The sequence below is a fragment of the Psychrobacter sp. P11G5 genome, assembly GCF_001593305.1.
In the GTDB taxonomy this organism is placed as follows: Bacteria; Pseudomonadota; Gammaproteobacteria; order Pseudomonadales; family Moraxellaceae; genus Psychrobacter.
The window spans coordinates 1,044,465-1,060,553 of sequence record NZ_CP012533.1; the positions used below are offsets into that span (position 1 = coordinate 1,044,465).

The 16,089-nt window shown below is 42.4% G+C and carries 11 protein-coding genes; 9 read left to right on the forward strand and 2 right to left on the reverse strand.

The window, feature by feature from the left end; all coding sequences use genetic code 11:
- Positions 1-299: 299 nt before the first annotated feature.
- Together carB and carA are read right to left on the reverse strand one after the other, a co-directional pair.
- Positions 300-3,563, reverse strand: a complete 3,264-nt coding sequence (gene carB, locus AK825_RS04450) for a carbamoyl-phosphate synthase large subunit (RefSeq protein WP_068034943.1) — start codon at positions 3,561-3,563, stop codon at positions 300-302.
- Positions 3,564-3,719: 156 nt separating this feature from the next.
- Positions 3,720-4,952 carry a glutamine-hydrolyzing carbamoyl-phosphate synthase small subunit gene (gene carA / locus AK825_RS04455; RefSeq protein WP_068034944.1) on the reverse strand — a complete coding sequence of 411 codons (1,233 nt, stop codon included), beginning with the start codon at positions 4,950-4,952 and terminating at the stop codon, positions 3,720-3,722.
- A 407-nt stretch (positions 4,953-5,359) separates the two neighbouring features.
- On the opposite strand from carA, the gene AK825_RS04460 reads away from it, so the two are divergent.
- The 9 genes from AK825_RS04460 to AK825_RS04500 all read left to right on the forward strand — a co-directional run bounded on the left by AK825_RS04460 (position 5,360) and on the right by AK825_RS04500 (position 15,709).
- Positions 5,360-5,896: a gamma carbonic anhydrase family protein gene (locus AK825_RS04460; protein WP_068034945.1), complete on the forward strand. Its 537-nt coding sequence runs from the start codon at positions 5,360-5,362 to the stop codon at positions 5,894-5,896.
- Positions 5,897-6,157: 261 nt separating this feature from the next.
- Positions 6,158-6,865: an HAD family hydrolase gene (locus AK825_RS04465; protein WP_068034946.1), complete on the forward strand. Its 708-nt coding sequence runs from the start codon at positions 6,158-6,160 to the stop codon at positions 6,863-6,865.
- Between the two features lie 204 nt (positions 6,866-7,069).
- Positions 7,070-8,165, forward strand: a protein-coding gene (prfB, locus tag AK825_RS04470) for a peptide chain release factor 2 (protein WP_149038748.1) whose coding sequence is annotated in 2 segments (ribosomal slippage) — positions 7,070-7,141 and positions 7,143-8,165 — 1,095 coding nt in all. Because the reading frame shifts where the segments join, the coding sequence is not laid out codon by codon here.
- Between the two features lie 176 nt (positions 8,166-8,341).
- Positions 8,342-8,626, forward strand: a complete 285-nt coding sequence (locus tag AK825_RS04475; RefSeq protein WP_068034947.1) for a pyrimidine/purine nucleoside phosphorylase — start codon at positions 8,342-8,344, stop codon at positions 8,624-8,626.
- A gap of 179 nt (positions 8,627-8,805) precedes the next feature.
- A complete protein-coding gene (locus AK825_RS04480) occupies positions 8,806-9,924 on the forward strand; it encodes a DNA topoisomerase IB (RefSeq protein WP_068034948.1) in 1,119 nt (372 codons plus the stop codon).
- A 205-nt stretch (positions 9,925-10,129) separates the two neighbouring features.
- The gene (locus tag AK825_RS04485; RefSeq protein ID WP_068034949.1) at positions 10,130-11,851 is read left to right on the forward strand and encodes an AMP-binding protein; all 1,722 of its coding nucleotides are present in this window, start codon (positions 10,130-10,132) and stop codon (positions 11,849-11,851) included.
- Between the two features lie 95 nt (positions 11,852-11,946).
- Positions 11,947-12,738 carry an SDR family NAD(P)-dependent oxidoreductase gene (locus tag AK825_RS04490; protein ID WP_068034950.1) on the forward strand — a complete coding sequence of 264 codons (792 nt, stop codon included), beginning with the start codon at positions 11,947-11,949 and terminating at the stop codon, positions 12,736-12,738.
- A 159-nt stretch (positions 12,739-12,897) separates the two neighbouring features.
- Positions 12,898-13,479: a L,D-transpeptidase family protein gene (locus AK825_RS04495; protein WP_068034951.1), complete on the forward strand. Its 582-nt coding sequence runs from the start codon at positions 12,898-12,900 to the stop codon at positions 13,477-13,479.
- A 256-nt stretch (positions 13,480-13,735) separates the two neighbouring features.
- Positions 13,736-15,709 (forward strand): acyltransferase family protein, encoded by a 1,974-nt coding sequence (locus AK825_RS04500; RefSeq protein WP_068034952.1) that lies wholly within the window; start codon positions 13,736-13,738, stop codon positions 15,707-15,709.
- Positions 15,710-16,089 lie beyond the last annotated feature (380 nt).

The following is a 16,089-nucleotide window of genomic DNA, read 5'->3' on the forward strand; positions in this document are numbered from 1 at the left end:
TTCCTTAAACCAATAACATCACACCACCTCATAAGAGATGGTGTCAGCGTTATTGCAATGAATGTGAATATAAAAAAGGCGGTGTTTGCGTTATGTGATCTTTAGATCGTCAATAATTTATTGGTTTGTTCAGTAGCTCACGATAAGCTTACGTAATAAAAAGCATAGTCGCAGGTAGGCCACTATGCTTTTCAAAATGATTACGACATTAAGGTTACGACTATAATTCTAAACACTGTAATTTTGAACTAAGAACTATGTGTTAAGTCGTCATTACTATTATGCTTAATCTACTGAAGTTATTCAACCAAGTCAATAGACTTTGCTTGCTCATGCAAATCTTGTAGCTTATACACATCAAACGGTAAGTCGATAGCATAAGATTTACAGACTGCATCTGCTGCACCTAAGGTAGTAACGTAGAATACTTTACCTTGTAGCGCACTACGGCGAATAGAGAATGAATCCTCTTGCGCCTGTTTGCCTTCGGTCGTATTGATAATAAGGTCGATTTTGCCGTTTTTCAAGGCATCAACGATATGCGGGCGACCTTCAGTGACTTTGTTGATTTTCTTACATTCAATACCGTTATCGCTCAGTACTTTTTGCGTACCAGTGGTAGCGACAATGTTAAAGCCAAAATCGACCAATTGACGAGCGATGGGAGTAACTTGTTCTTTATCGCTATCACGTACTGAGATAAAGACCGTTTTGGTTTCGCCTTCAGTTGGTAAGCCAGGCAAGCGCTCATTGCTACCGATAACCGCTTTATAGAAGGCTTCGCCAAAGGTTTTGCCAACGCCCATGACTTCACCAGTTGATTTCATCTCAGGGCTCAAGATTGGATCGACGCCAGGGAATTTAGCAAATGGGAATACCGCTTCTTTTACGGCATAAAATGCAGGAACAATCTCTTTAGTAAAGCCTTGATCTTTTAGCGAGGTTCCAGCCATACAGCGCGCCGCAATTTGTGCTAATGACGTACCGATACATTTGGAGACAAAAGGCACGGTACGGGCAGCACGAGGGTTGACCTCAAGAATATAAACCGTTTTACCTTTTACCGCGAACTGTACGTTCATCAGACCGATAACGCCAAGCTCTTTTGCCATGGCAACGGTTTGAGCGCGCATCACATCACATAATTCTTTAGATAGTGAGTAAGGTGGTAATGAACACGCTGAGTCACCAGAGTGGACGCCTGCCTGTTCAATATGCTGCATGATACCGCCAATCACAACGTCAGTACCATCGCAGACACAGTCAACATCGACTTCGATGGCATCATCCAAAAAGCGATCAAGGAGTACTGGCGCTTCGTTTGAAGCTTGTACCGCTGTGCGCAAGTAATGTCTGAGCTCGTCTTCGTTATAGACGATTTCCATCGCACGGCCACCTAAGACGTATGATGGGCGCACTACCAATGGATAACCAACGTCTTTTGCTTTAACCAAGCCGTCTTCCAAACTAGTTGCTAGAGCGTTTGAAGGTTGAATTAGGTCTAATTGATGAATCATATGCTGGAAGCGTTCGCGGTCTTCAGCACGGTCAATCGCATCTGGGCTAGTACCGATGATTTTAACGCCGGCAGCTTCAAGCGCGCGCGCCAGTTTCAATGGCGTTTGACCACCGAACTGTACAATCACACCATCAGGATTTTCGATACGGACAATCTCTAATACGTCTTCTAAGGTGATTGGCTCAAAGTAGAGACGGTCAGAAGTATCATAATCGGTAGAAACCGTTTCAGGGTTACAGTTAACCATGATGGTCTCGTAGCCATCTTCGCGCATGGCAAGAGCTGCGTGTACGCAGCAATAGTCAAACTCAATACCTTGACCGATACGGTTAGGACCACCGCCGATAACCATGATTTTCTTATTATCGGTAGGATTGGCTTCACATTCGCTGTCGTACGTTGAGTACATATAAGCGGTGCTGGTGGCAAACTCTGCGGCACAGGTATCGACGCGTTTATAGACTGGATAAACGTTTAAATCCCAACGCTTGGTGCGTAGCTGCTTCTGTGAGACACCAAGCAGTTTCGCCAAACGTAAATCTGACAAACCTTTACGCTTAAAGCTGCGTAAATTATGCTCAGTTAAGCCGCCAAAGCCTAACGCTTTAACTTGTGCTTCGGTTTTGACGATATCTTCGATTTGTACCAAGAACCATGGGTCGATTTTGGTTAAGTTAAACACTTCATCGACGCTCATACCGATACGGAAAGCATCGGCAATATAATAAATGCGTTCAGGGGTTGGAATGGTTAAGCGATTGTTAATCTCGCTACGGGCTTTTTCAATACTTACTTTTGATAAGTCGATTTGCTCATCAAAACCATCATTGCCAGTTTCCATACCGCGTAATGCTTTTTGCATCGACTCTTGGAAGTTACGACCGATTGCCATCACTTCGCCAACCGATTTCATCTGCGTTGATAAAACATTATCGGCTTGCGGGAATTTTTCAAAGTTAAAACGAGGGATTTTCGTCACAACATAATCAAGCGCAGGCTCAAAGCTCGCTGGGGTTTTGCCACCAGTGATATCATTTTGCAATTCATCTAGCGTATAACCAATCGCTAATTTTGCTGCGATTTTAGCAATCGGAAAGCCAGTGGCTTTTGATGCCAATGCTGATGAGCGTGATACGCGTGGGTTCATCTCGATGACGACCATACGACCAGTCTCAGGGTTGATACCGAACTGCACGTTTGAGCCGCCCGTTTCAACGCCGATTTCACGCAGTACTGCTAATGAAGCATTACGCATGATTTGGTATTCTTTATCGGTCAGCGTTTGCGCTGGGGCGACTGTGATTGAGTCGCCAGTATGCACACCCATTGGGTCAAAGTTCTCAATCGCACAGATGATGATACAGTTGTCGTTTTTGTCACGGACCACTTCCATCTCATATTCTTTCCAACCGATTAATGATTCATCGATAAGTAATTGATGGTTTGGTGATAAGTCAAAACCGCGCTCACAGATTTCGATAAACTCATCACGGTTATAAGCGATACCGCCGCCTGAACCACCCATGGTAAATGATGGGCGAATGATACAGGGATAGCCCATTTTCTCTTGGGTCGCAAATGCTTCTTCCATGGTCTCAGCAGTTTCAGCGCGTGGACATTCAAGGCCGATGCGCTTCATGGCTTTATCAAACAAGTTGCGATCTTCTGCCATCTCGATTGAGTCTTTGGTCGCGCCAATCAATTCGCAGTTGTACTTGGTCAAGACGCCGTGTTTGTCTAGGTCTAAAGCACAGTTTAGCGCCGTCTGTCCGCCCATCGTTGGCAAAATGGCATCAGGACGTTCTTTGGCAATGATTTGCTCAACCGTCTGCCACGTAATCGGCTCGATATAGGTCGCATCAGCCATGACAGGGTCAGTCATGATGGTTGCAGGGTTTGAGTTGACCAAGATGACGCGGTAGCCTTCTTCTTTTAGCGCTTTACACGCCTGCGCGCCTGAGTAGTCAAACTCACATGCTTGGCCGATGACGATAGGGCCTGCGCCAATGATAAGAATGCTTTTTATGTCGGTACGTTTTGGCATAGTTAGGGCTACCTTCGTTTGGGTGATATTTTGAGTAATCTGTATTTTAACGATATGTTCAATAACGCTTATAATATTTGGTATGCTGCAGCTTGAACCACCGCTAGTGATTCAAGCTTTATATTGATTATTTGCTTGCGGTTAATCATGGATAACTTAAGCTTTCACTGCTGCCATCATTTCTGCAAACTTATCAAATAATGGCGCAGCATCATGCGGGCCAGGGCTGGCTTCTGGGTGACCTTGGAAGCTAAAGACGGGCTTATTGGTCAGCTCAATCCCTTGGTTAGTACCATCGAACAATGAACGATGGGTAGATTTAACGTTGTCAGGCAGTGTGTCTTCGTCAACTGCAAAACCATGGTTTTGACTGGTAATCATGACCGTACCAGTGGCTAAATCTTGTACTGGATGGTTAGCACCATGATGTCCAGTTTTCATTTTAATGGTGTTTGCACCGCTGGCAAGACCAATCAGCTGATGACCTAGGCAAATACCAAAAGTTGGAATCTCTGTTTGTTCAATGATATGACGTACCGCGTCGATAGCGTAATCACAGGCAGCAGGGTCACCAGGGCCATTTGATAAGAAAATACCGTCTGGGTTCATCGCGAGCACGTCTGCGATAGGCGTTTGCGCTGGGACAACGGTCACATGACAGCCACGGTCTACTAGCATACGCAAGATATTGGTCTTGCTACCAAAGTCGTAGGCAACAACGTTAAATTTTGCTTCGACATGCGTACCTAAGTGCTTAAAGAAGCCGCCCGTGCCGCTATCATGGCTTCCTGGTATATCACGGTTAAGTAGGGTGTCTGATAAATCCCAGCTGCCCACTGTCCATTCAAACGTCGTCGGCGTACAGCATTCTTTTGCCAAGTCCATGCCTTCAATACCAGCAAATTCTTGCGCCAATTTAATCGCTTGCTGCTCGTCGTCGCTGCTAATCGTTGCGCCGTTAGAGGCCGTCATGATACAACCGTTTTGAGCGCCTTTATCACGTAATAGGCGGGTCAACTGGCGCGTATCAATCTCAGCGATGGCAACGGTATCGTGGTTCTGTAGGTAATCGCTTAATGATTCAGAGTTGCGGAAGTTTGAAGTAACCAGCGTTGCATCACGAATGATAAGGCCTTCTGCCCATACTTGATGTCCATTACCAGACTCAGTATCTTCAGCGTTGGTACCGGTATTGCCAATGTGCGGATAGGTTAGAGTCACTAGCTGGCGGGCGTAGCTTGGGTCGGTCAGGATTTCTTGATACCCTGTCATGGCTGTATTAAAGACCACCTCACCGACACGATGACCTTCACTACCGATACTAACACCGCGAAAAATCGTACCGTCTGCTAGTGCCAAAATTGCTTGTATTTCTGCCGATGAATTCAAGGGTTGCCTCCGCTATTATTTGTGAGTGCCACGATAATGTGATGGTTCAAATATTGACCTATAATCGCCATCTATACTGTTATAACTGCCGTCAAAACCAGAATAAAAAAGGCTAAAGCCAAAATTTTTCCACAAAAAAGCGAGAAGACATTATTGATGGAAACTACAAAACTCACTAGGTAGTGAATAGGTAACTTGCATCATGTCCGCTCGCTTAGGCACAGATTTTGCGCATTATATACAATATACGCCGATATAGCCAGCCGATTTTCTAGGTTAATGACTACACTATAAATTAACTACTAAAACGGCTGGATTTTAATATATAGCTTTGCAACAATGGATGGCACTCAATTATATCTACTAAATAATAAAGTTAACACGTACAACTAAAACAAGGATTCGTTATGATTTATCAATATTTAGACAAAGTGCCTGAGTTTGCTAGTCCTTTTAACGGGTGGGTCGCAGATTCAGCGCGCGTCATCGGTGATGTTTATTTGGGTCATCAAGCCAGCGTTTGGTTTGGTGCTGTGCTGCGCGGTGACAATGAGCGCATTCATATTGGTGATTACAGCAACGTGCAAGAAAACAGCGTCATTCATACCGATGAAGGCATTGATGTCAAAATCGGTAATCATGTCACTATTGGTCATTTAGCCATGTTACATGGCTGCGAAGTGGGTGATAATAGTCTCATTGGCATTGGCGCCGTTATTTTAAATAATGCCAAAATTGGTAAAAATTGCATCATTGGTGCTAAAGCCTTAGTCACTGAAGGCAAAGAGATTCCAGATAATTCGCTCGTGATGGGCGCACCGGCAAAAGTGGTCAAAACTCTGACTGATGAGCAAGCGGCTATGATAAAAGAGTCTGCTATGCATTATGCGGCGCGTTGCCAGAAGTTTAAAACTGGTCTAAAAGAGATTAAGCAGCCAGAATAAGATAACTTTAACAACACTGAGTTAATAGCGATAAAAAGCATAGTGAGTTCAATATAAAAAAGATACAGCGGGACTGGGATGCTTAGTTTTTAATGTTGGTTTTTGCATCCTCTGTCGGCGTCGGCACAGTAAGCCAGAAAAACTTATACCAGTCCCGCGTCATAACCTAACGTATCCATTTTATTTAGTATCGGCTATATCAACCAATTCAACGATATAAAAATATCTTAACCAACACTTATTTTCAATGAGTAATTTAATATGAGCACCATAAACATCGACACTGCTTCCGTAGCACGTACCCTAGCGTTATTTGACTTAGACCATACTTTACTCGATGTCGATAGCGATTACCTATGGGGCGAATATATCGTCAAGCATGACCTCGTCGATGAAGCCGAATATCGTACTGCCAACCAAAAGTTTTATCAAGACTATATCGAAGGCACACTTGATGCGACGGAGTATAATGAATTTGTCGCGCAGTTTTTGAGCAGCTTACCGATGGATAGACTGCATGAATTGCGAGAAGATTATATTAAAAGTGAAATCGAGCCTCATATCCGCCCCAAAGCGATGGAAGTACTGTGTCAGCATATTGAACAGGGTCATGATGTCGTAATTATTTCTGCGACCAATGACTTTGTAGTGTCTGCTATTGCTAAGCGGTTTGGCATTACAGAGGCCAATGTGCTTGCTACACCGCTTGAAATTAAAGATGAACGTTATACTGGCAAGTTGACTGATAAGCCAAACTTCCAAGCGGGTAAGATTTATCATCTTGATAAGTGGCTCGATAAGCAGCAAGTAGCAGGGGTTAAGTTTGAGAAAACTTACGCGTATTCAGACTCAAAAAATGATATACCACTATTAAATTGGGCAGATGTGGCTATCTGTGTGTCGCCTGATGATGCACTGCATGCGCATGCGCTTGCCCATCGCTGGGCAGTAGAGGATTGGTCGATTTAATAGCATCTCTAATCTATTCAGACATGCGTCATATATAGACGATTGGCTCTAAAATGAATACAGTATGGCTAGGATGAATTTTTCAAAGCATCTGTCTGGCTTGCGCACAGCAAGCTAGAAACATTTATTCCAGTTATGCATGAATAATATTAAGCGTAAACATTATCGTTTATTAACTTAGCTTTTATTAACTTAGGAAAACCTATGGAAATCAATCCGTATCAAGAACAAATCAAAGATCTATCTGAGCGTGGGCATGACTTGCGGAGGTATCTTTGACTTCGATGGTAAGCAAGAACGCTTAGAAGAAGTCAATTTAGAATTAGAAAACCCCGAGCTATGGAATGATCCAGAGCGTGCAACAAAGATTAATAAAGAAAAAAGCCAACTTGATGGGGTCATCGATGTAGTCGTCTCACTTGAGACCACTTTAGAAGATGCGTCTGCCATGCTGGAGCTGGCGGTAGAGGCAGAAGACGAATCGTTGCTTGCTGATGTACAAGCCGAGCTCGACGATGCGGAAAAGCGCGTTGCGGACTTAGAGTTTCGTCGCATGTTTAGCGGTGAGATGGATCCAAATAACTGCTACTTGGATATTCAATCGGGCAGCGGCGGCACAGAAGCGCAAGATTGGGCAGAAATGCTGCTGCGTATGTATACGCGCTGGGCAGAAGCGCATGGTTTCAAAGTTGAAGTGATTGAAGTATCATCAGGTAGCGTCGCTGGTATCAAATCGGCCACGATTGAGATTAAGGGTGACTATGCTTTTGGCTGGTTACGTACCGAAATTGGTGTGCATCGCCTAGTCCGTAAATCGCCATTTGATAGTAATAATGGCCGTCATACCTCATTTGCGGCCGTTTTTGTCTCGCCTGAAATTGATGATAATATTGAGATTGATATCAATCCAGCGGATTTGCGTATCGATACTTATCGCTCATCGGGCGCAGGTGGTCAGCACGTTAACACCACCGATTCTGCCGTACGTATCACCCACGAACCAAGTGGCGTGGTAGTGACTTGTCAGAACGAGCGTAGCCAACATGGTAACAAAGCGACCGCGATGAAAATGCTACGTGCCAAGCTCTACGAGCTTGAGATGCAAAAACGTATGGAATCCCAGCAAGCGGTTGAAGATGGTAAATCTGATGTCGGTTGGGGCAGTCAAATCCGCTCTTATGTACTCGATGATTCACGTATCAAAGACTTACGTACCGGCGTTGAGACCTTTAACACGGGTGCGGTGCTAGATGGTGATCTCGATCAATTTATCGAGGCAAGCCTAAAAGCGGGACTGTAGGGGTGCTTTTAAGAATAAATCCCTACTCTTAATTCTTCAATCTTTTTGAAGTAGGCTGTGGTTTTAGCCCAGCTTAAACCTTTGCCGAAGCAAAATGCTGGGCTAAAGCCACAGCCTACAGTAGTCCATAAGGTTGATAGTTGGGTAACAAAGCAAAAATTACTTAAGGAAAAATTATGCTAAGCGTGAATAATTATTTTGATGATAAAGTGACCTCAATTGCCTTTCAAACGGCGACTAAGCCAGCTACTGTCGGTGTCATGAGCATTGGTGAATATGAGTTTGGTACCAGCGAATTTGAAACCATGACAGTCGTTAGTGGGGCATTAACTGTCAAGCTACCAGAAAGTGATGAATGGCAAACCTTTAATGCTGGCGAGCAATTTACTATTGAAGCCAATAAGAAGTTTAATGTCAAAGTTGAAGTAGAAACCGCTTATTTATGTACTTATGGTAAATAGTGGCTTTTAGATTAGTATTAGAACGATTAACGCCAAGTGTTTAACGCTTGGCGTTTTTTTATGGGTGTTCAATAAGCTAGATTTTACACAGCATTACACTTTATCTGTGGCAAGTAAACAGCAAAAATAATCACAGTTAATTATGCTAAAACAATAACTTTCAATAGGCGTACTGTTTTATGGCAAAGGCAAACCAGCAAGCAATTACGGAAGATACGCGTCATGATTACGAGCATTTAGCGCGCTGTGCTAATCTGCGTTATGTAAACGACGATGAACCTGGATTTACACGTAGACGTTGGGGGCGCGGGTTTACTTACCGTGATGCAACTGGCAATACTGTGAAAGATAAAGCTTTGCGCAAGCGTTTTGATGCTTTGGTTATTCCACCGATGTGGTCAGAGGTTTGGATATGCCAAGATGACAAAGGCCACTTGCAGTCGACGGGTCGCGATGACAAAGCACGTAAGCAGTATTTGTATCATCCATCATGGAACAATATCCGTGATCAGGCTAAGTTTGATGCCATGATAGGTTTTGCAGAAGCGCTACCAAACCTACGCGCACAAGTCGAAAAAGATTTAGAAGCTGAGCCATTGTCACGCGCCAATGTATTGGCTGCAGTTGTTAAACTGCTTGAGACGACCTTGATTCGTATTGGTAACAGCCGCTATGCTAAACTCAATAAAAGCTACGGCCTTAGCACTTTAAGAAGCAAACATGTCAGCGAAACAGACAACGGTTTGGCTTTTGATTTTGTCGGTAAAAGTGCGAAAGCGCATCATATAGAATTGCAAGACGAGCGTTTAATTGACATTGTGCAGGCATGTAGTGAGCTGCCCGGTTATCAGATTTTCAAATATTTGGATGAAAATGGCGATAAGCAAGTTATTGATAGTGCAAATATTAATGACTATTTGCGGACGCATACTTGCGGCAACGATTGCGAGAGCAAGATGTATAGTGCAAAGGATTTTCGTACATGGATGGCGAGTGTGCTGGCGGCCAGCTACCTTTATGATGAATTGCAAACGTCAGCAGGGCAGCAAGTGCTGGCGAGTGCACCTGACAGCGATGAGCGCCAGCAATTGGTCGCGGATATGGTCAAAGAAGTGGCAAATGATCTGGGCAATACACCTGCCGTGTGCCGAGCCTCCTATATTCACCCCGTTATTATTGAGAAGTTCTTAGTAGGTGAGTTTTTTGAGCCTTACAAACAAGCACGTCGTGGACGTACTAAAGAATATCAACGCTGTGAAGAGAAAGCGTTACTTGGGTTTTTAAGCACATTAGAATGAGTTTATAGCTATTAGAAGATTTGCATTTAACTATAAAAATGATACGTTATGTATTGAAATAAATATGGAAATGCGTTACTAATAGATTATCTTAAATATAAGAATCTTAAACGGTCTATAGGATATGACTGTTTTGCTATTAAAACTAACACATATCCGACTTGAGCCGTTGCTCTCTATTTATAAATTGCTAAAGGATTAGCTCATGACTATCTCATCTTCAAATACCAACTTATCTCAAAACACCACGCAAACTGCTTCCGATAATTCAAATACTCTAACAAGCTATGCCGATTACTATAATAATTTCGATATGGATGCATTGTTAACAGAGATCTTTGGTGCGCATTTAGATGATCGCCTTAACGCTTATATGGCTTGCTGTGGCCGTCATGTGCGTGATGGTCGTGCTGATAATATCGCACTGGTACACGAAGATACTGCGGGCAATGTAACGCGTATGAGTTTTGGTGAATTAGATAAAGCCAGCGCACAGGTAGCCAGGTTATTACAGTCTTATGGTGTAAAAGTCGGTGACCAAGTAGCGACCATGCTACCGCGTACACCTGAGTTATTAATAGTTGTGTTAGCAACGTGGCGATTAGGGGCAGTTTATCAACCGTTATTTACCGCTTTTGGCTATGATTCAATCAAGTACCGAATGGATAAAGCCAATACCAAAGTCGTTTTTACCAATAAAGAGAATCGTAGCAAGTTTGAAGATTTGGCCGAGCAAACCAAAATGGTCTTAATTGGTAGTGCAGTTGATAGTAGGGCTTGGGGTGACGACAATTATGACGATATGATAGCAACACAGCCGCAGACTATAGAGCCCGTCTTGTTAGATACGGATGCGTCATTTTTGCAAATGTTTACCTCAGGAACGGTTGGCAAGTCAAAAGGCGTCAGTGTTCCATTAGCTGCGTTGCCAGCTTTTTATCTATATATGCGCTATGCAATTGATCTACGCCAGAGTGATAATTATTGGAATATGGCAGATCCAGGCTGGGCGTACGGTTTGTATTATGCGATTACCGGACCTCTATTATTAGGTGTCACGACTTATTTTAATGAAGCGGGGTTTGATGCTCCCAATACGCGCGACTTTATGGTGCGTCATAAGATTACCAATTTGGCTTCTTCGCCAACGGCATTTCGCATGATGAAATCCAGCGGTGTCTTTGAAGAAATCTCCGAAAATAACTCTTCAAAATTATCATTGCGCTGTGCTAATTCAGCAGGTGAAACTTTGAATACTGAAGTAGTAAGCTGGATTGAAAGTCACTTAGGTTGCAAAGTCTGTGATCAGTATGGACAGACAGAGACCGGAATGACCTGCTGTGAGCATCATGCGTTAGAACATGAATGTCCCGTCGGCTCGATGGGCATGGCGTTACCAGGGCACACCCTCGTCGTATTGGGTGATGATATGCAAGTATTGCCTGATGGCGAGCAAGGCCAGCTGGCAGTTGTAGTCAATCAATCGCCAGCGTTTTATTTCCGTGGTTATAGCTGGAACGAAAAACAGGCTTTCTTTGAAGATTATTATCTGACAGGAGATGTGGTTGAGCGCCATAGTGACGGCAGTTATTGGTTCTCAGGTCGTGATGATGACATCATTACTACGGCAGGTTACCGTGTCGGTCCAACTGATGTTGAAAACACTGTATTAGAACATGAGGCTGTTGCTGAATCGGCTGCCGTCGGTGTCCCTGACGAGGTGCGCGGACATAATATCAAATCTTATGTGGTGCTAAAAGATGGCATCGAAGGCAGTGACGAGATTGCCCAGCAAATTAAAGACTTGGTACGTAAGCGTTTATCGACCCATGCTTATCCACGCGAGATTGAGTTTGTTGCAGCATTACCAAAGACGCCAAGTGGCAAGATTCAACGCTTTTTATTACGAAGTCTGACTGCTGAATAAATAAGCTTGATTGTCAAAATTTTTAATGCTTTCAACTAAAAATTTTCCAACATTTTAACTAAAAATACTAAATCTTAAATGGTTAAGGAATAATCATGCAAATTCAACAACACAGCTTTTTGGTTACCGGTGGTGCATCAGGATTGGGTGAGTCAGTCGTTCGTGCCATCGTTAGTGAAGGCGGCAAAGTCGTCATCGCTGATTTGAATGAGTCAACTGGACAAGCATTGGTCGATGAACTGGGTGACAATGCTCGCTTTGTACGCTGTGATGTTACCAGTGGCGAAGAGGTACAAGCGGCTGTTGATAAGGCCGAAAAAGAGTTTGGCGGTTTGCAAGGTTCAATTAACTGCGCAGGCATCGCTGTCGTACAAAAGCTACTCGATCGCGAAAACAATCCAGCGGACCTTGATGCCTTTAGTCGCGGGGTTAATATCAATCTCGTTGGTTCTTTTAACGTAGCGCGTTTGGTCGCAGCTTCCATAGCTAAACGAGTTGCTAATGACAGTAATACAGAGAGCGCCGCAGAGAAGAACGCTGATAATGGTGTCATTATTAACACTGCTTCTATCGCTGCTTTTGATGGGCAAGTAGGACAGGGAAGCTATGCATCGTCCAAAGCTGGCGTGGTCGGTCTCACTTTGCCACTAGCGCGTGAGCTGGCACGTCATGGTATACGCGTCATGACTATCGCACCTGGGGTGTTTGCTACTCCAATGATGGAGACTATCCCTGAAAAAGCTCGTGAGCAGTTAGAGGCTAGCGTTCCTTATCCTAAGCGTTTGGGCAATCCTGATGAATTTGCCAAATTGGTGACTCAGATTATTGATAATGCCTACTTAAATGGAGAAGTCATTCGCCTAGATGGTGCCATTCGTATGGTCTAACTTATACCAGCTAGTTGGAAAATATCTTTAACAATTGAGTCTTATTCATAAAATTCTCACAAAATTTGGCATAGCGCTTTGATACATTAGGCAGATTCATTATCAGATTGGTACATTGTGGTTCAGTTCTCCAATAGCCAATCATAAGGATCAAGGCCTATGTCGTTTTCTCCCATGAATATCAGCAAACATTGGCTAATTATTTCTATTGGACTTGCGATTGCTGTCGTTAGTACAAGTGCGATAGCTCATATAAAAAAAGTATCGGTCGATACGCAAGCTCTCTTTCATAACCCCAAAGCCATTCCTAATACGGTAATTATTGATAAAGTCTTTGTCGATAAATCTGCGCGCACCCTACAATTACTCAGCAATAACGAAGTGATTAAATCCTATCGTATTGCGCTAGGAGATAGTCCAGTAGGTCATAAGCAGCAAGAAGGCGATCAGCGTACGCCAGTAGGCATCTATAATCTAGATTGTAGGAATGAAAATTCTATCGCCCATCGTTCTATCCATATTAGTTATCCTAATGCCGCTAATAAGGCTCAAGCTGAAGCGCTCGGCGTGAATCCTGGTGGGGATATTATGATTCATGGGCAAATGAATGGCTTTGGTCATCTAGCGTGGATTAATCAAAAAAGCGACTGGACCGATGGTTGTATCGCTGTCGCCAACGATGAGATGGATGAAATTATGGATACCGTTGCGCTTGGTATTCCGATTGAAATAGTAGAGTAATGAGCACTTTTCTTTTCTGTTGCATTAATAATGAACGTTAATTATAATTTTTCACTCTCAAGCACTAGGGCGTGTCCTCAATTTGAAGGAACCTCTTTACCTATAAAAAGTGAATTGAATATTATTACTAGGTTATAACAACACCGTATATCGTGGTTATAAGACCGTATATCAATTATGTTTTATGTTGCTAGTTTTCTTTTAATATTTCTATGCTATTGTCTATAATCGCTTATACGAATGTAAGGGGAAAATTGTGTTTGATAAATATACTCACCATGAGTATAGAAATGACATCCAAGGATTAAGAGCGGTAGGCGCCATTATTATTATGGTTTTCCATATATGGTTCAATAAGGTATCAGGCGGGGTTGATGTCTTTTTCGTCGTTTCTGGGTTTTTGATGGCTTCAATTGTATTGAAGGGTTATTTTTTAAACGGTACATTTAGCCCATTTCCTTTCTGGGGAGGGGTGATAAAGAGAGTGGCACCATCAGCATATATCGTGCTTGCAGCCACATTAATTGCTAGCTACTTTATTTCATCTCCAGTCCTTATATATACTGTGCTACATGAGATAATTGCCAGCGCCTTACATCTTGAAAATATACAACTGATCAGACTTTCTGTCGATTATTTATCTTCTGGTAGTCCGCCTAGTCCTGTACAACAGTTTTGGGCGCTATCTATCCAGATGCAGTTTTATGTGGTTTTCCCGCTAATTCTAATTCCTCTAGCTTATATTGCTAAGAAAAAACAAACCTCAGCGCCTTTATTTTTAGGAGTAATTTTCGTCATATTGGCGTCTTTTGCATATGCTACGGTGTTGGTTAAAGACGATCCAGCGATGAGTTACTTTAATCCGCTATCAAGGATTTGGGAGTTTTTCTTTGGATCACTCGCATTTCTTTTAATCTCAAATGCTAAAAAAATAAAATATAGACAAGCATTGGGGATTGTAGGTATTGCTCTGATTGTTGGTGGAGCTATATTGATTCCTAGAGGGGCAAGTTTTTCAGGTCCTGTATCATTGATTCCGGTACTTGGTGCAGTTTTTATTATCATGTCTGGCGTTGGTGGTAAGGGCGTAGTAAACAACCTATTATCAAATAAATTCTTAGTGTTTTTAGGCGGTATATCTTTTACTATTTACCTTTGGCACTGGCCTATCTTAGTATTTTATAAAGAATATTTTGGTTATGAATCTGTTAGTCTGTTGCAAGGACTAATGATTATGATTGCCTCTACAGTTTTGGCATACTTCACCAGTAAAAAAATAGAATCTCCTTTTAGAAAAATACCAAGAGAAAAAGTACTTGTTAACTTCTCAATCGGAGTCCTGTTTTTCTTACCGGTGATGGTAGCGGCTTTCGCATTTAGACATGAAGTAGTATCTACCACCGAAAGTGCAAAGACAGCGTTGGAAAGTAAGTCTGTTGAACCCTTTAAGGGCGACAGTATCTACGTAGAAGATCAAGCCTTCAAGCCAGATCGCGATCGGCTGCTTACGATAAAACAAAGAGTTCCTGCTGCCTATGCTCCTGGCTGTAATCAATCTATGGATGGAGAGGAGGTCACTACTTGCGAATTTGGAGACCTGAGTTCTGATAAAGAAATTGTACTAGCAGGAGGATCTCATGCCGTACAATGGATTACAGCGCTAGATACCATTGGACAAGATAATAATTTTAAAGTTATCAATATGACTAAGGCCGGATGCCCTTTAGGAGCACTTGAAGAGTCGAATGAATCTTGTCATAAATGGAACGAAGCTGCTATTGAAAAAATTATAGATATAAACCCTTATGCAGTCATTACAAACTCTACTAGAGTGAACTTAGAGAAAGGCGAATTTATTCCTACATCATACGTTGATAGCTGGAAAGTGCTTGCTGATAACAAAATCGATGTTATCGGTATAAGAGATAATCCACGTTTCGACTTTGATGTACCGGACTGTCTACATAGGAATAGAAACGGGTCAGACGCAGATGCTTGTACCATAGATCGTGCAGATGCTTTACTACCGACTGATCCTACTTTAGAGTATCAAGACATTATTACGGGCATTGATATGTCAGATATGTTCTGTACCGCCGAAAAATGTCTGACTACTTTTTCTGAAAAAATAATGTACCGTGATGCTGAACATATCAGCATAGAGTATGCTCATTTTATAAAAGATAAATTTGAGGATAAGCTAAAAGGCGCATTATCCACTCTCAGTTAAATAGAGTTTATAGTCGTATATAAGCAAATCAAGATAGCACCAAAATTAGGAAGTAGGGTAATGGATATACGACAAGTATAACTGTTAGCCTACTTCCTTTTTTGCTTAAAAATATTGTCTTTTGTCTTGAGATTTTGCACTTGAAATATATTCTAAAAATACCAATTAATAGTCAATATTAATATCAATACTAGTGGTAAGGTTTAATCTTTGCAGAGGTTGTAATCAGTCTGTCTTATGTATATACCAGAAAGTCATTATCTATTATTGACACGGTATACTTTTTAGTTGAAATACAATTCAACATACCGCATATATATAACAGTTGAACAAAAGGGTTACACTATAAATCCACTACAAAGACTATTGATAAATACTAA

Coding starts and splice junctions, on each gene's coding strand:
- carB (WP_068034943.1), bottom strand. CDS start 3,563: ATGCCAAAACGTACCGACATAAAAAGCATTCTTATCATTGGCGCAGGC.
- AK825_RS04460 (WP_068034945.1), top strand. CDS start 5,360: ATGATTTATCAATATTTAGACAAAGTGCCTGAGTTTGCTAGTCCTTTT.
- AK825_RS04465 (WP_068034946.1), top strand. CDS start 6,158: ATGAGCACCATAAACATCGACACTGCTTCCGTAGCACGTACCCTAGCG.
- AK825_RS04475 (WP_068034947.1), top strand. CDS start 8,342: ATGCTAAGCGTGAATAATTATTTTGATGATAAAGTGACCTCAATTGCC.
- AK825_RS04480 (WP_068034948.1), top strand. CDS start 8,806: ATGGCAAAGGCAAACCAGCAAGCAATTACGGAAGATACGCGTCATGAT.
- AK825_RS04485 (WP_068034949.1), top strand. CDS start 10,130: ATGACTATCTCATCTTCAAATACCAACTTATCTCAAAACACCACGCAA.
- AK825_RS04490 (WP_068034950.1), top strand. CDS start 11,947: ATGCAAATTCAACAACACAGCTTTTTGGTTACCGGTGGTGCATCAGGA.
- AK825_RS04495 (WP_068034951.1), top strand. CDS start 12,898: ATGTCGTTTTCTCCCATGAATATCAGCAAACATTGGCTAATTATTTCT.